The sequence below is a fragment of the Verrucomicrobiota bacterium genome, assembly GCA_037139415.1.
GTDB lineage: Bacteria > Verrucomicrobiota > Verrucomicrobiia > Limisphaerales > Fontisphaeraceae > JBAXGN01.
Genome location: JBAXGN010000146.1, coordinates 1 through 21346 on the forward strand (window position 1 = coordinate 1; position 21346 = coordinate 21346).

The following is a 21346-nucleotide window of genomic DNA, read 5'->3' on the forward strand; positions in this document are numbered from 1 at the left end:
AGCCGGTTGCACCGACTGAGCTACCTCCTACCCAAATCCAGATGAGTCAGCCCTGTGGCGATTGCCCTCAAAACAACGTTCATTCTCGACATTGGTCCTTGGTCCTTGGATACTCCCTCGGTTTTTTGAACTTATGAAATGGTCACACGCATTGATACCGACGTTGAAAGAGACGCCTGCCGAGGCGGAAATCTTATCGCATAAACTGCTGCTGCGCGCGGGGTTGATCCGCAAGCTGGCGGGCGGGCTTTATACCTTTTTGCCGCTGGGGCTGCGCGTGCTGCGCAAGGTGGAAAACATCATACGCGAGGAGATGGATCGCGCTGGCGCGCTTGAGATTCTCATGCCCGCGCTGCAACCGCCGGAAATCTGGCAGCAAAGCGGACGGTACGAGACCGCGCGGGAAGTGCTCTACAAGGTGCGCGACCGCTCCAACAAAGAATGGGTGCTCGGGCCCACGCACGAGGAGGTCGTCACCACGCTGGCCGCCGGCGAGATCAATTCGTACCGCCAGTTGCCGCGCAACTTTTACCAGATCCAGGTGAAGTTCCGCGATGAAATCCGCCCCCGCTTTGGCCTGATGCGCGCGCGCGAGTTCATCATGAAGGATGCCTACAGCTTCGACACCACGGATGCCGCCGCCCAGGTGAGCTACCAGAAAATGTATGAGGCCTACACGCGCATCTTCGCGCGCTGCGGGTTGAAGAGCTTCCCGGTCGAGGCGGATACCGGCGTCATCGGCGGCAAGTTCTCGCACGAGTTCATGGTACCCGCCGAAACGGGCGAAAACGACGTGGTGTACTGCGAAACCGGCCAATACGCCGCCAATATCGAGAAGGCCGCCAGCAAAGGCCCGCACACGCCAACGCCCGCCGACAGCACCGGCGCGGCCCCGGAAAAATTCGCCACCCCGGGCGTGGTGACCATCGAGGCGCTGGCGCAAGCGCCATACAATGTGGTGGCCCATCAGCAGATCAAGACGCTGGTGTATCTCGTCGCCAGCAAGATCGTCATTGTGCTGATGCGCGGGGATGACCAGTTGAATGAAGCCAAGTTCATCGGGCTCACGGGCACCAATGAACTGCGGCCCGCCACTCCCGAGGAAATTTTTGCGGCGCTGGGCGCGCACCCGGGCAGCCTTGGCGCGGTCAAGGTCGCGAAATTCACGGTGTATGCGGATGAAGTGCTGCGCGGCGCGAAAGGCATGACCACCGGCGCGAACGAGGACGGCTTCCACCTGCGCCATGTGGAAATTGACCGGGATATCCAGGTAACCCAATGGGTGGACTTGCGCACCGTGCGGGTGGGCGAACTCTGCATGACCTCCGGGCAGCCCTTGAAGATCCGCCGCGCCATCGAGGTCGGGCATGTCTTCAAGCTTGGCACCAAATACAGCGAGAAACTCAACGCGATGTTCCTTGATGAAACCGGCAAACAACAGCCGTGCGTAATGGGGTGTTACGGCATTGGCGTCACCCGCACCTTGCAGGCGGTCATCGAGCAGTGCAACGACAAGGATGGCATCCTCTGGCCCATCTCCGTAGCTCCGTATGAAGTCCTGATCACCCCGCTGGGAGTTACCCCGGGCAGCGCACCCATGAAGGTGGCGGAAGAGCTTTACGAGGCGCTATCCGCCGCCGGCGTCGAAGTCATTCTGGATGACCGCGATGATCGTCCGGGGGTCAAGTTCAAGGACGCTGACCTCATCGGCATCCCCATCCGCATCGGCATCGGCGAGAAATCCCTGGCCAAGGGCGAAATCGAGATCAAACCACGCGGTGGCAGCCTGACGTTTGCGAAGACTGAGGAAGCTGCGGCGAAGATCCTTGAACTCGTCAAGACCCAGCGGGCGCAATACAAGCTGTAGCAGGCGCCGGACGGCCCATGAACCTGAAAAGGGGGCATGGTGAGCGTAACCGCAAACGTAGGTGACGAACAACGAGTCTCAAACGGGACGGCGCGGGAAAATTATCAACCAACCCCAAGCCGCCTCAGTTACCGTTTCTTTTCTCTTCCGTAATGTACACATCCTTGCCGCGCAATAGTTCGATGATCATTTCCGCGGTGCGGTGAATTGCACCGAGATTTGCATTCACCACCGTCAGCGCATTTTGCCCGGTAACTTCCCGTAATTGGGCATCCGAAAACAACAGATCCAGAGCGCTCTCCAACCCCGCCTTATCCTGCACCTGCAAGGCGCCTTTACCCGCCACCAGCGCGGCGGCAATGGGCTGGAAATTTTGCATATTGGGACCAAACACGACTGGTTTTCCCAGCGCAGCGGGTTCGAGCGGATTCTGCCCGCCTTCCGCCGAGAGACTCTTCCCGATAAAGGCCACATCGGCATACTCATAAAAGAACTTCAGTTCGCCGGTGGTGTTGACCACCAGGCAATCCACTGACCCGGGTTTGCGTTTGGTCTGCTCTGTCATCTCCTTGCGATAGACAATTCTTAGGCCTGCCTTGGCCACGTCGGCACCCGCTTCCCCAGCCCGTTCAGAGTGGCGCGGCACAATAATCAGGAACAGGTCAGGGTGTTTTTGGCGCAACCGCAGGAACACTTCAGCCAGGATGGCTTCCTCACCAGCGTGGGTGCTTCCGGCCACCAATATTTTGGCGGTTTTACTCACCCCCAACCGCTCCAGCAACTGAGTCACCACAAACAACGGATATTCACTTAACTTCGCTGCATCAAACTTCAGGTTGCCGACCACTCGCACTGCCTCCTTGGGACACCCTAATTCCATGAGCCGGGTCGCGTCCGCGTCATTCTGACAACCCACCCCGGCAAACCCGGCAAACAACGGGTGAAACAGGAAACTGAACAGGCGATAGCCGAGATAGGATCGTTGTGACAATCGCGCATTGACGAGAAAGACGGGCTTCCTTCGCGCTTGCGCCGCCCACAAGAAATTGGGCCAGATTTCCGCCTCCACCAAAACAACCGCCTCGGGGTGCAACACCCGGAAAGCACGCGCCACCCCCCAGGGAGTATCAATCGGGTAATACACCCGTAAGACATGGGTGGGCAGTTTTTTTTCCAATTCCGCCATGCCGGTCGAAGTGGTGGTCGAAACCACCAATTTCACATTCGGCAACCGCGGTTCGAGCGTCTTAATAAGCTGCGTGCAGATATTCACTTCGCCCACGCTCACCGCATGAAACCATAAGGTATGCCGGTTGGTAACGGCCATTTTCACCTCGCCGCCATACTGGCCAAACCGCTGCCGAAAACCACGCGTCCAGTTGCCGCGCCGCCACATTTTTAAAAAATAGTATGGCGCGCACAGCATGGCACCGAGCAGGAACAATATATTATATATGACTTTCACCGTTCACGTTATGAAGCATAAATCGAGCCACCTATTCAATAGAAAACTTGCCCCTTTTATACTTTTTTGGGAAACACTCTCCTACATTGTTCAATTTTTTCACAAACTCCTTGTCGTATTGTGTTGCCTTTTTCCCTGATTTACCGGACAACTGCGCACCGATTTTGAAACACATGAAAAAAGAAAATAAAACGCAAAGCAAAGTCACCGAAGCACAGTTGTTGGAGATCTTGCGACGGGTGCTGCCCAAAGCCACCGATGACCCCAAACTGGCTGGCAAGATTTACCAGGCGGTGGAAAATGAACTCATCATGAAGTCGCGCGGCGTCTCCTTTGAAAAGTTCTGCAAAGTGTGCGAACTGCCGGATTTGGAACCCAAGTCGGTCATGGAGGTCAAGCGCCAACTAACGGATGCTTTTGGAGAAAAGGCGGATATTGCCATCAAGCCCAACAAAAAGGAACAAACCCTGGCCGTGGAAGTCGCCACGCCGGACGGGGCGCAATACAACGATGTCATCAAGGTCAAACCCGTGGATGAGAACAGCGGCGAACAGGAAATTACCCTGAAATTTGCGCCGTTCCCGGTCAGCCTGCCTGGCGATAAAGAACTGGTGTGGGCTCTGGCCAAACGGGAAAACATGACGCCGGCGGAAGCCGCCGTGGCACTTACGAAGGCCGAAGAGGATTTCTGGGCCTCCAAAACGGGCCAGAAGCTGATCCGGGACCGGGTGGAGCGTTGCTTCCCGGAATTCATCACCCGGGCCCCTGCCGGGCTGCTCAGTGAAGCGGGGTTGAAACGCCATTACAAAATGCCCGAGCCGGTCAAGGTGCTTCACCCGCTGCCGACGAAGTGATCCGCGTATTTCGGCTTTGCCACTACGGTTGGCGGAGTGATAGGCTATGCCCATGGATTATCATGGCATAGCCGTTTTCATGCTCTTACTGGAGCTGATTGCGCGTGGTGCGGAGGGGCTTCCCGGTTTGGCAGAAAAGTATCCCAACGACACCGGCATCAGCCGCGATCCCGAGGTGCTTTTTGCCGATAGCTTTGAAACCGGGGATTTGAAACGCTGGGACGATCTGAAAGGCAAGCCCTTGGTTACTACCGAGGCTCCCAACTCCGGTCGGTATTGCGTGCAGATGGAGATGATTCGCGGCCAGAACACCGGACAGGATGCCAAAAAATGGTTCATGCCCGGCGCGGATACGGTCTATGCCCGGTTCTACGTCAAGTTCTCCGCCAATTACCAGTACAGCCATCATTTTGTGTGGCTGTCAGCCAACGAGCGCCGCAACAAATGGTCTTCCTTTGGCAAGGCCGGCCTCAAACCCGATGGCACCTGGTTCTGCACTGGCATGGAGCCGTGGTTTGCCTGGGGCAAGAACCCGCCGCCGGGTGAAGTGTGCTTCTACAGCTACTTCCTTGATATGGAGATGGACCGTAAGATGAACAAGTACTGGGGAAATTCTTTCTTCCCGCCCGGTCCGGGCAAAGGCCGGGCGGCCGGTCCAGACCGTGTGGTGCCACCTTTGAACCAATGGCAATGCTGGGAATTCATGATCGAGGCCAACTCCGGCCCGCGGACGGCGGACGGCAAACAGGCGATGTGGGTGGATGGCCGGTTGGTGGGCGAATTCACCGGCATCCGCTGGCGCTTGGGGCCTGATCTCAAAATCAATTGCTTCTGGCTGGAACATTACGGCTACGATGAAGGCGACCCCACCCGCGCGTATTGGAAAGACCGACAATCCGTCTGGTTTGATGACGTAGTGATTGCCACCCGCTACATTGGCCCCATGCAGCGCAGTAAAAAGGCATCACCGGGTCAATGACAACGTTGCGTTAGGGATAAATTACGTTTGATTTTTCCACGCATTATGGCATACCTGCGGCAGCAGTTCGGGCCGTTATGACATCAACTGGAATGAGTTTGCAGGAGCTTGAAATTATGAGCCAACCATCGCGAGGACCGAAGACCGTACGCGGCGTTCCCAAGAACGTCACCGTCATCAATCACCCGATGATCCAGCACAACCTGACCTTGTTGCGGGACACGCGCACCAATCCCCAGGAATTCCGCCGTTTGCTTGGCGAAATCGCGTCGCTCATGGTCTATGAGGCCACCCGCACTTGGGAGAGCGTCGCCACTTCGGTGACAACTCCACTTGCCCCGGCGAAGGGATCGAGCCTGAAACGGGAAGTGGTCTTGGTACCGGTGTTGCGTGCCGGTTTGGGTATGCTGGATGCCATCCTGCAATTGATCCCGCACGCCCGCGTCGGCTTTATCGGGCTGAAGCGCAACGAGGAAACCCTCGAAGCCATGTCGTACCTGAAAAGTCTCCCTGGTGATTTGAGTGCGGCGGAGATATTGCTGATTGATCCCATGCTGGCCACAGGCGGCAGCACCGAGGCGGCGCTGGACTTGCTCATCGAACGGGGTGCGCAACGGGTGCGGTTGGTCAATTTGGTGGCGGCTCCGGAAGGCATCCAGCGCGTCCATGCCCGGTATCCAAAAGTGCCGATATTCACCGCCGCCATTGACGAACGGCTGAATGACAAAGGTTATATTTTACCTGGCTTGGGGGATGCGGGCGACCGGTTGTTCGGCGTGTAACGCGCGCAAAACGGCTAAACGGCAGGAGCCTGAGTGGGAGCCACCGCAGCCGGTTTTTCGTGGAGTGCGTAGAGCGCGTAGAGTTCCTCCAAGGATTTGGCCAGCAGCCCCATGTCCACCCATTCCGCCGTCAATTCGAGCGCGCCCTCATCATCATAGGAAATCTGATAATCGCGAATGTGGCGCAGGTCGTTCGGATAGGTCATTTTGCGCAGCTCCAGCAAATCATCCACGTGGGCGGAATTGACCGGATCCTGGTTCAAATTCAGGTCCTCCCGCAATCGCCATAATTCCTGCCCCTGCTCAGCGGGCGAGAGCAATGCCAAGTTCCAAATCCGAACGTTCAGGGCGATGGCGTTTTCCAGGATACGAGGCGGGGCATCCACGCCCACCACCGCCACGGTAAACTCCATCAGCACATCCGAAATTCTACGCGCATTGCGCGATCCAGGGTTGTTTTTGTGCTTCTTCGACATGGCGGCAAACTAGCAATCACCGTGTTCAAATGCCAGCAAATAGATGGCGATAACAAGATCACAAGAAAAGAAAGGCATGAGGGCACAAAAAACACCCGCTGGGAAATTACCAGCAGGTGCTGTAAAACCACGATCCAAGCGCCGCGCTACGCTTTGGGAGCGGCGGCAACGGGTTTCTTGGCGCCAGTTTTCTTGGCGACTTTAATGCGCCGAATCCTGGCCTGACGACGTTGGCGTTTCTCAACTTTATTATATTGTCTGCCCATAATGCTTTACTTTATCTCGGTTATCGAGTTTGTTTACGCCGCTATGTTAAACCGACGTTGGTTATTGTTCAACATCTTTCTGCTGGCGGTGCTGGTCACGGCATCCGGCTGCAATCTTTTCCGCAGCGAGGAGTCCAAACAGAAGAATCCGCGGACTGGCGGCGGAAAAGTCGCCAGCACGCTACGGCTGCATTATGTGATCAACCCGGATGGCACCGATCGCTGCCTCCAAGTGCCAATTGGGCGGACGCCGCCGATGGTGGTCACCGTGGACCGCACCCCGTTCTTGCATGAGGGATACGTCGCCAAGGCGGAACTGCTGAACACCATGGGTACCTATGAAATCAAGGTGCAATTCGATCACTTTGGCGGCCTGACCCTGGAAAATGTATCCGTCAGCCAAAAAGGCCATAATATTGCCATCTACAGCGATTTTGGCGATTCCCGCTGGATCGCCGCTCCCTTGCTGAGCCATCGCATTTCCGACGGCGCGCTCATCTTCACCCCAGACGCCTCCCGCCAGGAAGCCGAGCGCATCGTGAAAGGCTTGAACAATGTCGCGGGCATCACGATGAAAAAGAAACTCGAGGATGGGACCGAGGAAGCGCCTAAAAAGAAGTAACTTTTCCCGGATACCGCCTTGCTCGGGCTCGTAAAATCCTCGTTTGCACCGTCAGTCAACCGCTGGCTACACGTTAAAGTGAGGCCGGGCGTCAGTCTGGCGCTGCTTCTGACCGGGTGTTTTTCCACTCAGCTCCTCCCGGGGCAAACCCTGAATTTGCCTACCGCCAATCACGCTCTGTTTGAAAAAAACGGGATGGAACGTTTCTTTACGCCGACGGCAGGTCGTACTTGGGAGAGCGGCACGTTCGGCTGCGTGCGCGGCGAAGGCTGGCAGTTACATGAAGGCATCGACATTCTTTGCACCCAGCGGGACAAACACGGCGAACCCACCGATCCGATCCTGGCGACGGCGGATGGCACCGTCTCCTACTTCAACCCGCACGCGGCACTCTCGAATTACGGCAAATACATCGTGCTGCAACACACCGTGGACGGACTGGAGGTATTCTCCCTGTACGCCCACTTGAGCGAGATAAACGCCGCGCTCAAGACCGGCCAGCGAATCCGGGCGGGCGAGGTCATTGGCATCATGGGGCGGACTTCCAACACCCGCGAACGCATCACCACCGATCGCGCGCACCTGCACTTCGAGCTGAATCTATTTCTCAATGAGCATTTTTCGGACTGGTACAAAAAGAACCTGCCCGGCGAGCGCAATGACCACGGGATATGGAACGGTCAGAACATGGCCGGCATGGACCTGCGGCTGATTCTGCTGCAACAAGCGCGCTTAGGCACCAACTTCAACTTGCTCCACTTCGTGCGCAACCAGACGGAATTGTGCCGGGTATTGGTGCGGAAAACCAATTTTTCTTTCCTGCAACGTTACCAGCCGCTCGTCTGGCAAAACCCGGTCGCGAGCCGCGATGGCATTGTCGCCTACGAGGTCAGCTTGGATTACAGCGGCCTGCCGTTCAAACTCGTCCCCCGGGCGGAGAGCGAATTGCAAGCGATCAAGGGACACGCCAAATTTACCCTGTTATCCGTGAACGAAAAAGAGGAAAGAAACTGCCCGTGCCGCAAACTCGTGACGCAAAAAACCGGCCACTGGGCGCTGGGCCAGCACGGGATTCAATTATTGGAGCTGCTGACTTGGTAGGCGCGCCAGCACCGCAATATTCCCGCCTCACCCCCGCAGACGCGGTGCAAACCGAATGGCTCTCCGATTTTGCCAAGCTCAATGCCCACGAGATAGTTACCCATAACCGGGTGCGGTCCCGAATAAAGGGGCCGCTTTCTTTGTGGGTGGCCTGATCCCGTTCGTTATAGCTTAATTTTGGCGGCGGCTTGCGCGACGTCTTTATCCCCGCGACCACTCAGATTAATGATCACCAGTTGCTCGCGTTTCATGGCGGGCACGCGCTGAATGGCGGCGGCCACGGCATGGGCGCTTTCCAGCGCCGGGATGATGCCTTCCAGGCGGGCCAGTTTAATGAAGGCGGCCAGGGCTTGGTCATCCGTGGCGTAGCTGTACTCAACGCGCTTCTGATCATGCAGCCAGGCATGTTCGGGACCCACCGCCGCGTAGTCGAGCCCAGCGGAGACGCTGTGAGTGGATTGAATCTGGCCGAATTCATCTTGCAAAATAAAGGAGCGCGTGCCCTGCAACACGCCCAGAGAACCACCTTGAAATCGGGCAGCGTGTTTTTCCGGCAGAATGCCTTCGCCGCCAGCCTCAACGCCCAGCATTTTGACACTGGGATCTTGCAGAAACGGATAGAACAGACCAATGGCGTTGGAACCGCCGCCGACGCAAGCGATCAGCAAATCCGGGAGGCGTTTCTCTTTTTCGAGGATTTGCCGCCGGGCTTCGTCGCCGATGATGCGTTGGAAATTGCGCACCATCATCGGATAGGGATGTGCACCGTAGGCGGTGCCCAGGATGTAATGGGTGGTGCGCACGTTGGTCACCCAATCGCGCATTGCTTCGCTCACGGCTTCCTTCAGGGTGCGCTGGCCGGTCTTTACGGAGACCACCTCGGCACCCAGCATCCGCATGCGGTACACGTTCAGGGCCTGCCGTTCGCAATCCACTTCGCCCATATAAATGACGCATTTCAGGCCGAACATGGCGGCCACGGTGGCGCTGGCCACGCCGTGCTGGCCGGCCCCAGTTTCGGCAATAATCCGGGTCTTGCCCATGCGCCGGGCCAGGAGAATTTGCCCCATGGCGTTGTTGATTTTGTGCGCGCCGGTGTGCAGTAAGTCCTCGCGCTTGAGATAAATCTTCGCGCCACCCAGTTCGTGGGAGAGACGTTCGGCATGATAGAGCGGGGTGGGACGCCCGCAGAATTCCCGGAGGTAATACTGGAGTTCGCCCTGAAACTCAGGGTCATGCTGGGCGCGCGCATAATGCACTTCCAACTCCTGCAATGGCTGCATGAGGGTCTCGGGCACATAGCGTCCGCCAAAAGGTCCAAAATGGCCGCCGGCGTCCGGCAGGTTCTCGGTCGCAACACTGTTCATGGAGGGAATTTCAACCAAAACCCGGCCAGCGCCAAGCGAAAACCGAAAGAATACCGAGTTCCGAATTCCGAAGCCGGAATCCGATGCCTGGCGCGAGGTTTGTGGCCGGTTCGCTTTTCACGTTGAAACGTGACGTTTTTCCAGCCCAGCGATGGCCAGAGGCGTCGGTGGCTCCCCTCATGGATGTGGCGTGTTTTCGGAATTCGGATTTCTTTCGGATTTCGGACTTCGGGATTCCATTGAGTATTCCACCGAAAACAGTAGGGAACCGAAAAATGACGGGCCGGTACGTTCAGAACAATCGCGTGCCACCGGCGTCGCAGTGCATCCGGATACACCTCCCCAAATTCCCAATCGAGCCCGTCGTTGACTTGAACCACCCGCTGGTGGGCGGAATCGCGGGGGGGAGAGCGAGCCTGTATTTTCAGCGTTCCGGGGCGTGCTGCGAGGCTGTGTGCAAATCATCAGGTAAGCTTCTCTTATTCATTAACGCAGTTGGTTTACTAAAATTTTCGCATTATTTTATGAGAAATATTTGACACGTCCCCGGCGGATGGTAGCTTAAACCCGCTCCCCGTGGAGCGGCTGTGAATGCCGAGGCGAAGACGCCGGCAGGTGCGGCTTGATTACCGATACGGTTGGAATATTGAGTAAGCATAAATACGATGAGCACGACCCAGACGACTGCGGCCAGCAAAATAACGAAGATTGACGAAGCCGTGATTCGCATCGCCGGCGATTCACAAGACGGCATTCAGGTCATTGGCGGTTTTCTGGCTCGCTTGGCGGGGCGCAGCGAGCAGGAGGTAATGACTTTCAACACCATTCCGTCCACGATTTCCGGCGGCCCCTCCATTTATCAAGTGCGCATTGGTGCTGGCGAGGTGCCCAGCCCGGGCGACGAGGCGGATCTGCTCCTGGCTTTTTACCAACACTCGTATGACGGCCACATTAACTTTCTGAAGAAGGGTGGCATTGTCCTGTATGATACCGATCATGTGACCCCCAAACCGGAATGGCAGACCGAATACCACCACGTGGGCGTGGCCATCTCCACGCTGACGGTTGAGGCGATTGGCGGCACCACCCGGGATAAGGGCAAAAACATCTTCGCCTTGGGTCTGCTCGCCAAAATCTACGACCTGAATCTCGTCCGGCTGATGGAATTGATCAGCGAGCGCTTCGGCGGGCGTGATCCCAAAGCCGTAACCTCCGCCATCACCGCTTTCCGGGCTGGCCATGGCTACGCACCCAGTGGCCTGGTGGAAACTTTCAAATTTGCCGACAGTGTCAAAAAGAAACGCCGCCAGGTGGTCATGAACGGCAATGAAGCGATCGGCTACGGTTTGATCGCTGCCGGCGTGCGCTTCGGTGCCGCGTATCCCATCACCCCGTGGTCGGACATCATGGAGTTGCTGCGGCGCGAGCTACCCAAATACAATGGGTCCTTCATTCAGTGTGAGGATGAAATTGCCGCCATGTGCATGGCCTTGGGTGGCAGTTATGGCGGGCGCGTGGCGGTGACCGGCACCAGCGGTCCCGGGTTATCCCTGAAAACGGAAGCGCTGGGTTGGGCGGTGATGGCGGAAATGCCCATTGTCATTATTGATGTACAGCGGGGAGGTCCTTCGACCGGGCTGCCCACCCAGACGGAACAATCGGATTTGAATATCGCCTGTTTTGGGTCGCACGGGGACGCGCCGCGCGTGGTCATTGCGCCCACCAATGTGAAGGACTGTTTCTATACCGCGATGGAAGCAGTAAACATCGCCCGCCAATACAGTGTGCCGGTGATTGTGTTGACTGACCAGGCGATTGGCGCGCGGATCGAAGCATTTGAGGAGCCTGAGTTGGAGCACGTCTGCCAAGAGTTGCCGATTGATCTTTCACCCCGCCCGGGGCATAAGCCATACGATTTGACCGCGCCCAACGGCATCACCCACCATGTGGCTCCGGGAACGGCGCTGCTGGACGGAAAGTATCCGGTGATACCGGGCTTGGAACACGATGAAATGGGGCATCCTAGCGCGGCACCCAAGTACCATATCCAGATGACCGCCAAACGGCGTCGGAAATTGCAGGTATTGGCGGAAACTTTACCGGTGCCGACTGTCTACGGTGCCAAGAAGGGCGAGGTTCTACTCATTGGTTGGGGTTCCACCCAGGGGCCGATCCGGGAAGCCGTGGATTGCCTGCAGGAAGAGGGGATCAAAGTGGGCAGCCTGCATTTCCGTCACATTTTCCCGTTGCCGAATGGACTGGAGCCCATCCTCAAGGGATTCAAACAGATTCTCGTGGTTGAGTTAAACGATGAAGGCTTTTACGGGTACGGCCAGTTGGGTGGTCTGCTGCGCGCCCGCTATTGCAAGGACAACATCAAGGGAATGAATAAAACCGACGGTCTGACCTTTAAGGTCAAGGAGATACGGGATCGCGTCAAAGCCGCCCTGAGCGCCAACAACTCCGACGTCGCTGAAACCAAGTAACCATTTATCTAATTCAAGTTATGAGTGCAACTGTTGAGAATACCATCGCTTCCATACCGGCCCCGGTCAACCCGGCCGCCGTGCGCAAACCGGCGACCAAGAAGGAGCTGGCCGCCGATCATCCCACTTGGTGCCCTGGCTGCGGTGATTTCACCCTGCTGGCCTTGTATTTCAAGTTGATTGAAAAGCGCGGGTTGTGGCAGGAAAAGGTGACTACGATATCCGGCATCGGTTGTTCCAGCCGCATTCCGTATTTCGTGCAGTCGCATGGCGTGCATTTCATTCATGGTCGTCCCCTGCCACTGGCCAGCGGCGTATCCTTAAGCCGACCCGATTTACATGTGTTTGTGTTCTGCGGCGACGGCGACGCGTTATCCATCGGCGGCAACCACTTTTTGCATACGGCGCGCAAAAATGTGAAAATGACGTTGGTGGTGATGGACAACCAGGTTTATGGTTTGACCAAGAAACAGACCTCGCCCACTTCACCCTTGGGCTTTAAAAGTAAAACCGATACATGGGGCGCGGTGGATCACCCGATTAATCCCGTCAAAGCCGCGCTGGCTGCCGGGGCGACGTTCATTGCCCGCACCAACAGCGCCAATCCGATGCACATCCTGCAAATGATGGATGCCGCCATGGATCATAACGGATTCAGTTTCATCCATTGCATGAGCGAATGTGTGGAGTTTTATGAAGGCTCGCTGGACGTCGCGAATCCGCGTAAAGGCGGCAATTTTAACGCAATTCCTGCCGAACACGACGTCACGGATGAAGTGGCCGCCTACAAGCTGGCGAACGCGAAATTCCCCGGCTACTTCGGTATTTTCCACAAAGTCAACCGCCCCTCCAAGAACGAGAGCGAAGCGAAAATCAATGCCACCTGCAGTCAGCCGTATCAGGGAATGCAGCCTTGGCAGATTCTCCAGAAGACCTTTGATAGAATGCGGTAAATCGAGGCTGCGCGATCCCGGAAAAAGCTCCTCCTTCGCGAAGGAGGAGCTCGGGCGAAGCCCCGCTTACTCCATCCGCGGTGAGTGCAGCTAAATCGGTGCAAACCACGCTCCTTGCGCCGGTCGCGGGTGAAACCGCCGAACCCGCGCGTTACGCAACGAATAAGATTGACGCGACAAAGCTGCGCCGCTGGTAAATTGCGGCTGTCCGCAAATCCTCATCTGCCTTTTCAACCCAGTCATTTCCGTCCATCGTTATTAGCGTGAGTTTAACGTTGAAAAATGAATGGGAACCTTCTTCAATGAGGTCGGCGACGCGCTCATGAGTTACTTGGATTTATTGCTGAATGTGGTTGGCTTGTTGATCTTGATCAACTGGCGGTCACTGAGTTTTGTCCGCCTACCCGGGGCGCTCTCCCTGGCGTCCGCCGTGAAGCCCGCGGAAAAAAAACGTCAGGGTCCATGGCCGTTGCTGTCGATCTTGCCCGCGTTGCTGGTCCTGCGCGGGGTGTTTTACTGGCAGTTTGGACCGTCCCTAAATTGGACACCGCAACTCAATTTCGGGGTGCTGATCATCTCGTTCCACTGCGAATCGTTCTGGCGCATGATGCTATTTTCCTTACTGAGCTTTGGCCTCGCGCTGGCCGTATTTCAATTTTGGCTGCTGCTGCTGGCGTTCCTCAACCGTAATCCCCACGAGCAGGACCCGCATCATCGGCTGGTGTTGCTGCACCTGGGCTGGCTGGGCCGCTTGCCGGGGCTGGCCCAGTTCGTCTCCCCCATGCTGGTGACGACTCTGGCGTGGCCGCTGTTTTATTGGATGTTTACCCGGCTCGGTTTGATGCCGCCAGCCCATGGAGCATGGCACGTGCTCCAGCAGGCAATGGTCGTAGGCATCGCGGCCTGCCTGGCTTGGAAGTACTTTGTGGCGGGACTGCTGCTGCTGTATTTCTTGAACAGCTATATTTATTTCGGCCCGGCGCCATTCTGGAATTTCATCGCGCTGACCGGGCACAATCTGCTAACCCCCTTGCGCTGGCTGCGGCTGGGCCGGGTGGATTTGGCGCCGGTGGCCGGCATGGTGATCGTCATTGGGCTGGGAGAATGGCTGGGACGCGAAATGCCCAAACTCTATCAACGGTTGCCGTTTTGAAAAATCTGCTGCTGGCTGCCCAGGCACACGCCGCGTCATTGTGCCGCAGGTTTCCAAACCTGCTGTGTCGCCGACTTCCTAGTCGGCTTACCTTCGATTCCTTAACCACTCGCTGATTGGTAATGGCGCAATTGCCTAGTGAAAATGGTGTAAATAAACGTGCAATAATGGCGTCATTTTCCCTGCGCGATCGAATCCGGGGCCGGTGGCGGCAATGGCGGTTCCTGGTTTACGGACTGGGATGGCGGAGGCGGCTCGCAAATATGCAGCAGGCTTTTGAGTCGGGCGCGATAGAATGCATTGCCAAAAGACAGCGCCAGAAATGGCAGGAGCAGACCGAATCCAATACCAGTCATCGCCAGCGCCGAGAGGAGGATTTCGGGAAAGACCGATTGGTTATTGGCAAACAGGCTGATAAACAGGCCAAAGCCACCCGCCAGAACCCCAAAAGGAATGGCCAGCCAAATCACCAACCCGAGGGCCAACCGCAGCGGCCGATAACGGTGACGACCAAAGAACCCCGCCAGGCACATCGCCAGCGACAACAGGGCGACCAGGACCAGCAGAAACACAACCATGCCAATGCCAGCAGTCCAGTCGGCATCAGCCCCGTACAGCACAACGAACACCAGGGTGCTCCCAAAACCCATGGCCAGCAGGGTCAGCAGTGAGGTGAATATCCGGTGATTTTTTGCCAGGGAGGGTGCCAGCAACCAGACGGCGGCGAGCGCAAAAGCCACACTGGTCAGCATCTCAAAGAAGGGCTCCAACTGATCCGCGTTGTTTTGAAAGGCCGTCTGCAACCCAAACGCGATACCCGTCAGGCAGAACAACGGCAGCCAGATCCACCAGGCCGAGGCGTTGCGATTGCACGGCAGCAGCAGCAACAAGAGAATGGCGAACCAAGGCAGCAACCGCGGCAGCGAGCCTGCCGGGGTACATGAATAAATTACAGGTACTCCAGACTTGTCACCCAATCCGCCCAGATCTGCGGTGGCCACAATGCTCAATACTCCGACCACGGTGGTTGGTACTCGCCATGAGTACGCGCAGTTGCCACCTCAGCCATACTGAAATTTACCCGAGGCAATCTGCTTCCCACCTTGCGAGATGGTCACCTGCGGTGGTTCAGATTGATTGACTCCCAAACGGCGATACGCATGACCATCCGCACCCAAGAGCTGGTAATTGAAAGAAAGCATGGCGGAGCCACGCCGCTGAACCGTGACCGAATTGGTCAGGGGACCGCCCACAACCAAATTCGCGGTTTTTTGCGCGTTTACCGTGACACTCATCGTTGAGCGATCCGCGTCGCGACTGGCCTCCGACGCCCCTTGCTTAAGGTGGACACTGATCTGGGAATAAGTGCCGGCGGGAATGCTGAGTGTCGCGGCCGGCGCATCCACGATCGCCTTGAAGTGGCTGCCCTGATCCAGCATCAGTCGCTGAATATACTTGCCGCTCAGCTTGAGTTCGCCCAGCGCGACCGTTTGCGGCGCAAAGGTGATTTGGTAGTGCGGTGCCCTGCCCTGCTCAACCCAAGCCATCTCCAATTGATACGCCTGCTTTTGGAAAAACAGTTGCCTGGAAAAATTAAATATCTGCAACGTCCCATCGTGCGTGGAGAACGTTTTTTCCCGCACCAACCAGGGCCGCAGCAACATCACCCCATTGGTGCCGCCGATTGGCCCGTTCAAACTGGGCAGCCAGCCCACCTGCCAGGCTTGCCCCTGCAAATCTACTTTCCCCTGCCAGAAGGACCGCACGCGGGCGGAGGCGTTCACATTGCGACTCCAACGATACAGATTCAAATCCATCAGGATTGTCTGCGTGCCGGCGGGAGTAGAGACGCTAATCCTGACATGGTCGAAATTTTGCGAACAATAGCCGTCGAAACTCTGATCTACCCTGGACACCGGGCATGAAAACACCCCGGCTGGATCATCGGTGAGGTTCCCGTTGCGATTCAGGTCCAGATAAAGTTTCCCTTGGGTGTAATCCCAGACAAACGGCACCGCGTTTTTGGAATCATTGCCAAACTTCAAGGTGCCGCGTTCGAGTTTGCGCTGGCCGAACTCCGGCTCTTTTGGGAACGCGCCGGATTTTGCCTCTAGTTGAAGCGCGACATTTTGCACTTGGTTGGAAGACTCGACATACTCCAGGAAAACCGTCTGGGAAGTTTCTGCGGCCCGCAACCACAGGGGCTGAAGGCAGATAGCCCAGCACAGGCCCCACACCCACCAGGACCTAACCGCCACTCGTGCTCGATAAAGCGCAGACTTCATACCGGACATTGTTACGTCTAGGTGTCAGTGTATGGGCAATAATGTGAACAATCAATGGAAAATTAACAATAAATACGCTGGGAGGGACGCTTACATTAAAGAATGTAGCAGTCACACGAAAAAATGTAACGCTTGCATCAAAACTTGCAGCGTTAGCAGAAATGTCTTGTCATTCGCCGCCTTTTAATCCGAAATTGGGGCGTTATGAACGGGATGCTGATAATGATTAGTGAGTATTGGAGGCGCGTTGCAGTGTGAAGTTCCTTCAGTATTTCGTTTTTTTATTCTCAACAAACACACCATGGTTTGAGGGGGGGAGAATGCGGGTGAAAAATATTCCCCGTTTTTACTTGCGGTGTGTTCCGGTTTATGTAAGGCTCTCGTCAGGTGAGTAGGTTTTCGGTTGTTGCATTGATTACAATTATGAAAAATAGCACTAAGAAAATTTTGCAGATTTGTTCCATCCTAACGGTGGTAACTGTGGGCGCGGTTTTTTCCGCCAAATATAATTACGCAAAGCATCCCGCCACCCCTCTCGCGACGTTGGGCCAAACCTCAGTCGTGGAACTGCCGGATGTCGCTGCCCGGCTGGTGCTGAATGCCTCGGCGGAAAATCGTGCAACGGTTGCCAGAGAAGTGCTGCAAGCCACTGCGTCCCTATCCAAGCCGGGCGTGCTGCCATTCGTGGTCAGTGCCATCTGTCGTTCGGTGCCTGAGGTAGCCGCAGTCGTCGCCACCTCCGCCGTTCAACTCCAATCCTCGGAAGCTGCCGCCTGCATCCGGGCCGCCGTATCGAGTGCTCCTGACCGGGCGAATCAAATTGTATTTGCGCTTTGTCAGCAATACCCGGGCAGCTATAACTTCATTGCAACCATCGCTGCGGAACAAGCCGGCTCCCAGGCACGGAGTATTCTCGATGCCGTCGCGGCGGCGATTCCCGAATTCCAACCGTACCTTCAGCAAGCCCTTGCCCTCAATGGGGACGAACCGTTAAACGTATCCACCACCTTGGCACAGATCAGCCAAATGGCTGTGGTGGCGGCACGCGAGCAATCCCAAGTCAGTCAACGCAAGGCCGTGGAAACCGTGATTGCCAGTCAAGATAATACGTCGTCCTACGCGCCGTCTGCGACCGCCGTCAAGCCAACCGTTGTTCGTGCTACCTTGGCCGCTGCTACGGTGCCGAACTTTGAGGCTCAGGCTCGCGCCCGTATCGCGCAAGCCGAACAAATCGTCGCTGCGCCTCTCGCCTCAACCTCAGTCGGTCCGTCACCATATACCCTAAATGCCACACCCGTTGGGCAACGATATTTGGCACCCCGAGTAGCCCCTCCGTACACCCCGGTTATTCCGACTAATGTCATCTCCGGTACCAACACCAAACCTGTCAATCCCGGCGGCGTTGATTATTCAGCACCTTAAGCTGATCGAATTTCAACTTTAACTGTCTAATTCCTGCACCAGCGCAGTGATTGGAAGAGGCGGGGCCGCGAAGCATTAGTAACCAACATGCGCAAGAAATGTACCTTATTTCAACGAGTTTTCAAGAGGACTGTTCCTGCGCATGGGATAATGGGAGCAGATTCACTTGAGTCGTTGACCAAGGTGCGCAACGTTGGCAGAGTAGCAGTGAAGCAAAGGGAGTCCAAATTATCGGGATGTGATGGCAAGTGATGGTGAGCAAGAAGTTGGCAATTGGGATGAGGAATCAAGGCGGTGCCACCGCTGCCAGGAGGTTCAGTTTATTCCAATTTTCTAACTTCTAAGCTGGATTTTACCGCCGGGATCATATATAGCTGGGTTTCGGTTATTAGAACGGGAAATAATAGCAGTCGAGTTTGGGTCCGATCTCCAAATCGAATCCAAGGGCGGATGCTTGCTTGAATTGTCCCATGACTGAACCATGGATAAGTCTAAGATCATCTATTTCTTGGAGCGGATGGACACTGAGTTAGCCGATGAAACAGACCTTTACATCTATGGCAGCGCAGCGTTGATGTTGTTGGACGAGCCGGGGCGGACCAGTCTGGACATTGATGTCGCTGGCGCTTACTCCCATGCCAACGAAGCTGACTTGCGATCTGTGGCGGAAAAAATCGGTTTACCCATTAATCCCGAGTCGCGCGATTCGCGCGAGCATATCGAGTGGGTAGGCCCCTTGCGGTTATGCCTGCCACCACCGGATGCGACGGGGGGAATGGTTTTGTGGCGGGGGAAAAAATGACCATCCGAACCGGGAGCGTGCCAGAGTTAATAGCCAGCAAGTTAATTCGTTATGACGAGACGGATCGGGCTGACATTCAATTCCTGTTTGGCCAGGGCCAATTTGAATGGGCGTCGGTGCGCGACACAGCGGATCGTTTGCCTGGCCCGTTCCGCACGAACGCCTTGGTCCAGGAGAATCTCAGGAACCTGAAGACCGATCTTCGGCTATGGAAGGGATTGTCGGCATGACCTCGCGCGAAAAATTGGTGTTGGGATACGAGATTGCCTTCTTCCCGCCACGCTTGAACCAACTATGGGGCGGGTGGCGCCATGGCACCATGGCGGTTGCCCCGGACGTGGGTGAGGCCTTGGACATCGCCCAAGCACTTCATCTGGCGTTACCGGAGGCGGGTTACAGTTCACAACGAGCCTTGAAACGTCTGGCGATGTACCAAGCGGATGCGCGGGCCTTCGGAATGCCACGTTTTATCCGGGCGGTGCGGCAGCATCTTGGACGCCCGCCGATTACCGACCGAGAAGTGCCACCACACTATGTGCGCGACATCGCGCTACCCGCATTCACACGCCCGCCTGCCGCCTGAAATATTCCGAACCGCGAACTGTTTTCGTTTTCAGGTTTCATGTGTTCCTGTTTTTTGCCAGTTCATTTTTCTGCATGGTCGGGTTCCCAATTTTTTTGCCAGTAAATATTTTTGCCATGTCCGGCTTCCCATTTTTATGCCGGTTCATCTTTCTGCATAATCGGGTTCCCAATTTCAAGTTTCAGGTTTCAAGTTTCAGCCTTGTTCTTAATCCGTGTCTATCAGTGTTAACCAGTGGTAAACAATTATGATTATCTCCATTATTGGTTTGGGTTACGTGGGGCTTCCACTCTCCCTGCAATTCGCCCGGTCCGGCGTCGAAGTCTTGGGATTGGATATTGATCCCGCCAAAATTGAACAACTCAATCGCGGCCAATCATACATCAAACACATCGCCCCGAAGGCCATCCAGGACCAGGTCGAGGCCGGACGCTTCAGCGCCACCACCGAATTCGCCCGCCTTTGCGAGGTCGAAGCCATCATCATCTGCGTCCCCACCCCGCTGAATAAAAACCGCGAACCTGATATCTCCTACATCCTGGAAACCGGTCGTGCCATCGCCCCATTCTTGGGCCAAAAACCCGTTGCTGATCAATCATCCGCAATCCAAAAGACCAACATAGTGGTTCGTACTCCCCAATCTTCAATCCGCAATCCGCAATCCGCAATCCGCAATCGAAAAAAATTGGTTATCTTGGAGTCCACTACCTATCCCGGCACCACCGATGAGGATTTGCGCGCTGTTCTCGAACAAGGCTCCGGCCTGAAGGCAGGGGTGGATTTCCACCTCGCCTTCTCCCCGGAACGCGAAGACCCCGGCAACCCGGCCAGCCAGGTTTCCGAGATTCCCAAGGTCGTCGGTGGTCTCACCCCCGCCTGTCGTGATCGTGCGGTGGCGCTTTATGGTCGTGCCATCAAGACCATTGTCCCGGTCTCCTCCTGCCGCGCCGCTGAGGCGACCAAACTCCTGGAAAACATCTTTCGCGGCGTCAACATTGCCCTCGTCAACGAACTCAAGGTGGTCTATTCCGCCATGGGCATTGACGTCTGGGAAGTTATCAACGCCGCCAAAACCAAGCCCTTCGGCTTCATGCCCTTCTACCCCGGCCCCGGCCTGGGCGGACACTGCATTCCCATTGATCCCTTTTACCTCACTTGGAAAGCCCGCGAATTCGGCCAGAACACCCGCTTCATCGAGCTGGCCGGCGAAGTCAACACCGCCATGCCGGAATACGTGGTTCAGCGCCTCGCTGAGGCACTGAACTCCCGGCGCAAACCTGTGAATGGCTCGAAAATTCTGGTCATCGGCCTTGCCTACAAAGCCAACGTGGACGACGACCGCGAATCTCCCAGCTACATCCTGCTCGATAAACTCAAGGCCCGCGGCGCCCGGGTCGCCTACTACGACCCCTATGTCCCCGTCATCCGCCCCAGCCGCGAACACTCCCATTGGGCGGGGACAAAATCCATCAAATGGAATCAAAAAACGATCTCCGCCTTCGACGTGGTCCTCATCGCCACCAAGCACGACGCGGTGAACTACCAGCAGCTTGCCGCCTGGAGTCCCCTGATTGTGGACACCCGCAACGCCATGGCCGCCATAAAAACCAAGCGTGACCAAATCTGGAAAGCGTAATGCTATTCAGCTTTCGAGCTTCATCCGTATTTTGATGTTTTGAATTGGTATTCAAGTTTCAGGTTTCAAGTTTCAGGTTTCAGCCTTGTCTTTAATCCGTGTCCATCCGTGTTCATCCGTGGTTAAAATTGGTTTCATGCATTGGTTCCCATTTTTTTGCCAGATAATATTTTTGCCATGTCCGGCTTCGGTTTCCCATTTTTCTGGTGCAGCCTTCGATCTTTGACAGGCCAGCGGGTGCAAGTCC

The 21346-nt window shown here is 56.1% G+C and carries 19 protein-coding genes; 14 read left to right on the top strand and 5 right to left on the bottom strand.

The features are described from left to right. Positions 1-133: 133 nt before the first annotated feature. Positions 134-1867, top strand: a complete 1734-nt coding sequence (locus tag WCO56_21460; GenBank protein ID MEI7732157.1) for a proline--tRNA ligase — start codon at positions 134-136, stop codon at positions 1865-1867. Positions 1868-1991: 124 nt separating this feature from the next. Here the strand turns inward: WCO56_21460 and WCO56_21465 are convergent, their stop codons facing one another. Beyond that, positions 1992-3332, bottom strand: a complete 1341-nt coding sequence (locus WCO56_21465) for a 3-deoxy-D-manno-octulosonic acid transferase (protein ID MEI7732158.1) — start codon at positions 3330-3332, stop codon at positions 1992-1994. 173 nt (positions 3333-3505) lie between these two features. Here WCO56_21465 and WCO56_21470 point away from each other — a divergent pair, with 173 nt between their 5' ends. The 3 genes from WCO56_21470 (at position 3506) to upp (ending at position 5947) form a co-directional block, all read left to right on the top strand. Then, entirely contained in the window at positions 3506-4186 is a 681-nt protein-coding gene (locus WCO56_21470; protein ID MEI7732159.1) for a hypothetical protein, read from the top strand. 79 nt (positions 4187-4265) lie between these two features. After that, on the top strand, positions 4266-5165 hold the full coding sequence (locus WCO56_21475; GenBank protein MEI7732160.1) for a hypothetical protein: 900 nt from the start codon (positions 4266-4268) through the stop codon (positions 5163-5165). A 116-nt stretch (positions 5166-5281) separates the two neighbouring features. Further along, positions 5282-5947: a uracil phosphoribosyltransferase gene (gene upp, locus WCO56_21480; GenBank protein ID MEI7732161.1), complete on the top strand. Its 666-nt coding sequence runs from the start codon at positions 5282-5284 to the stop codon at positions 5945-5947. A 14-nt stretch (positions 5948-5961) separates the two neighbouring features. Here the strand turns inward: upp and WCO56_21485 are convergent, their stop codons facing one another. Continuing rightward, complete coding sequence (locus WCO56_21485) at positions 5962-6423, bottom strand: hypothetical protein (protein ID MEI7732162.1); 462 nt, start codon at positions 6421-6423, stop codon at positions 5962-5964. A gap of 309 nt (positions 6424-6732) precedes the next feature. On the opposite strand from WCO56_21485, the gene WCO56_21490 reads away from it, so the two are divergent. Together WCO56_21490 and WCO56_21495 are read left to right on the top strand one after the other, a co-directional pair. Beyond that, on the top strand, positions 6733-7311 hold the full coding sequence (locus WCO56_21490; GenBank protein ID MEI7732163.1) for a hypothetical protein: 579 nt from the start codon (positions 6733-6735) through the stop codon (positions 7309-7311). A 195-nt stretch (positions 7312-7506) separates the two neighbouring features. Then, positions 7507-8412 carry a M23 family metallopeptidase gene (locus tag WCO56_21495; protein ID MEI7732164.1) on the top strand — a complete coding sequence of 302 codons (906 nt, stop codon included), beginning with the start codon at positions 7507-7509 and terminating at the stop codon, positions 8410-8412. 164 nt (positions 8413-8576) lie between these two features. Here WCO56_21495 and trpB read toward each other — a convergent pair whose 3' ends face one another. After that, positions 8577-9779 (bottom strand): tryptophan synthase subunit beta, encoded by a 1203-nt coding sequence (gene trpB, locus WCO56_21500; GenBank protein ID MEI7732165.1) that lies wholly within the window; start codon positions 9777-9779, stop codon positions 8577-8579. Between the two features lie 665 nt (positions 9780-10444). On the opposite strand from trpB, the gene WCO56_21505 reads away from it, so the two are divergent. The 3 genes from WCO56_21505 (at position 10445) to WCO56_21515 (ending at position 14371) form a co-directional block, all read left to right on the top strand. Continuing rightward, a complete protein-coding gene (locus WCO56_21505) occupies positions 10445-12265 on the top strand; it encodes a 2-oxoacid:acceptor oxidoreductase subunit alpha (protein ID MEI7732166.1) in 1821 nt (606 codons plus the stop codon). 20 nt (positions 12266-12285) lie between these two features. Next, entirely contained in the window at positions 12286-13218 is a 933-nt protein-coding gene (locus WCO56_21510; protein MEI7732167.1) for a thiamine pyrophosphate-dependent enzyme, read from the top strand. A gap of 286 nt (positions 13219-13504) precedes the next feature. Continuing rightward, positions 13505-14371, top strand: coding sequence for a hypothetical protein (locus WCO56_21515; GenBank protein MEI7732168.1), 867 nt, complete (start codon positions 13505-13507; stop codon positions 14369-14371). A gap of 173 nt (positions 14372-14544) precedes the next feature. On the opposite strand, the gene WCO56_21520 is transcribed toward WCO56_21515, so the two are convergent. Further along, on the bottom strand, positions 14545-15372 hold the full coding sequence (locus WCO56_21520) for a hypothetical protein (protein ID MEI7732169.1): 828 nt from the start codon (positions 15370-15372) through the stop codon (positions 14545-14547). Positions 15373-15432: 60 nt separating this feature from the next. Then, positions 15433-16656, bottom strand: coding sequence for a hypothetical protein (locus WCO56_21525; GenBank protein MEI7732170.1), 1224 nt, complete (start codon positions 16654-16656; stop codon positions 15433-15435). Positions 16657-17079: 423 nt separating this feature from the next. On the opposite strand from WCO56_21525, the gene WCO56_21530 reads away from it, so the two are divergent. From WCO56_21530 to WCO56_21550, 5 genes are all read left to right on the top strand, one after another. Beyond that, positions 17080-18078, top strand: coding sequence for a hypothetical protein (locus WCO56_21530; protein MEI7732171.1), 999 nt, complete (start codon positions 17080-17082; stop codon positions 18076-18078). A 481-nt stretch (positions 18079-18559) separates the two neighbouring features. After that, entirely contained in the window at positions 18560-18880 is a 321-nt protein-coding gene (locus tag WCO56_21535) for a hypothetical protein (protein MEI7732172.1), read from the top strand. Next, positions 18877-19110, top strand: coding sequence for a hypothetical protein (locus WCO56_21540; protein MEI7732173.1), 234 nt, complete (start codon positions 18877-18879; stop codon positions 19108-19110). Before WCO56_21535 ends, WCO56_21540 begins: the two co-directional genes overlap by 4 nt. After that, positions 19107-19463, top strand: coding sequence for a hypothetical protein (locus WCO56_21545; protein ID MEI7732174.1), 357 nt, complete (start codon positions 19107-19109; stop codon positions 19461-19463). The genes WCO56_21540 and WCO56_21545 overlap by 4 nt, the downstream gene beginning before the upstream one ends. Positions 19464-19710: 247 nt before the next feature. Further along, positions 19711-21099, top strand: coding sequence for a nucleotide sugar dehydrogenase (locus tag WCO56_21550; protein MEI7732175.1), 1389 nt, complete (start codon positions 19711-19713; stop codon positions 21097-21099). The last annotated feature ends 247 nt before the right edge of the window (positions 21100-21346 follow it).

Bases quoted from the DNA above. Each gene is read 5' to 3' on its own strand.
- WCO56_21460 (MEI7732157.1), top strand. From the start codon at position 134: ATGAAATGGTCACACGCATTGATACCGACGTTGAAAGAGACGCCTGCC.
- WCO56_21470 (MEI7732159.1), top strand. From the start codon at position 3,506: ATGAAAAAAGAAAATAAAACGCAAAGCAAAGTCACCGAAGCACAGTTG.
- WCO56_21475 (MEI7732160.1), top strand. From the start codon at position 4,266: ATGCTCTTACTGGAGCTGATTGCGCGTGGTGCGGAGGGGCTTCCCGGT.
- upp (MEI7732161.1), top strand. From the start codon at position 5,282: ATGAGCCAACCATCGCGAGGACCGAAGACCGTACGCGGCGTTCCCAAG.
- WCO56_21485 (MEI7732162.1), bottom strand. From the start codon at position 6,423: ATGTCGAAGAAGCACAAAAACAACCCTGGATCGCGCAATGCGCGTAGA.
- WCO56_21490 (MEI7732163.1), top strand. From the start codon at position 6,733: ATGTTAAACCGACGTTGGTTATTGTTCAACATCTTTCTGCTGGCGGTG.
- WCO56_21495 (MEI7732164.1), top strand. From the start codon at position 7,507: ATGGAACGTTTCTTTACGCCGACGGCAGGTCGTACTTGGGAGAGCGGC.
- trpB (MEI7732165.1), bottom strand. From the start codon at position 9,779: ATGAACAGTGTTGCGACCGAGAACCTGCCGGACGCCGGCGGCCATTTT.
- WCO56_21505 (MEI7732166.1), top strand. From the start codon at position 10,445: ATGAGCACGACCCAGACGACTGCGGCCAGCAAAATAACGAAGATTGAC.
- WCO56_21510 (MEI7732167.1), top strand. From the start codon at position 12,286: ATGAGTGCAACTGTTGAGAATACCATCGCTTCCATACCGGCCCCGGTC.
- WCO56_21515 (MEI7732168.1), top strand. From the start codon at position 13,505: ATGGGAACCTTCTTCAATGAGGTCGGCGACGCGCTCATGAGTTACTTG.
- WCO56_21525 (MEI7732170.1), bottom strand. From the start codon at position 16,656: ATGAAGTCTGCGCTTTATCGAGCACGAGTGGCGGTTAGGTCCTGGTGG.
- WCO56_21530 (MEI7732171.1), top strand. From the start codon at position 17,080: ATGAAAAATAGCACTAAGAAAATTTTGCAGATTTGTTCCATCCTAACG.
- WCO56_21535 (MEI7732172.1), top strand. From the start codon at position 18,560: ATGGATAAGTCTAAGATCATCTATTTCTTGGAGCGGATGGACACTGAG.
- WCO56_21540 (MEI7732173.1), top strand. From the start codon at position 18,877: ATGACCATCCGAACCGGGAGCGTGCCAGAGTTAATAGCCAGCAAGTTA.
- WCO56_21545 (MEI7732174.1), top strand. From the start codon at position 19,107: ATGACCTCGCGCGAAAAATTGGTGTTGGGATACGAGATTGCCTTCTTC.
- WCO56_21550 (MEI7732175.1), top strand. From the start codon at position 19,711: ATGATTATCTCCATTATTGGTTTGGGTTACGTGGGGCTTCCACTCTCC.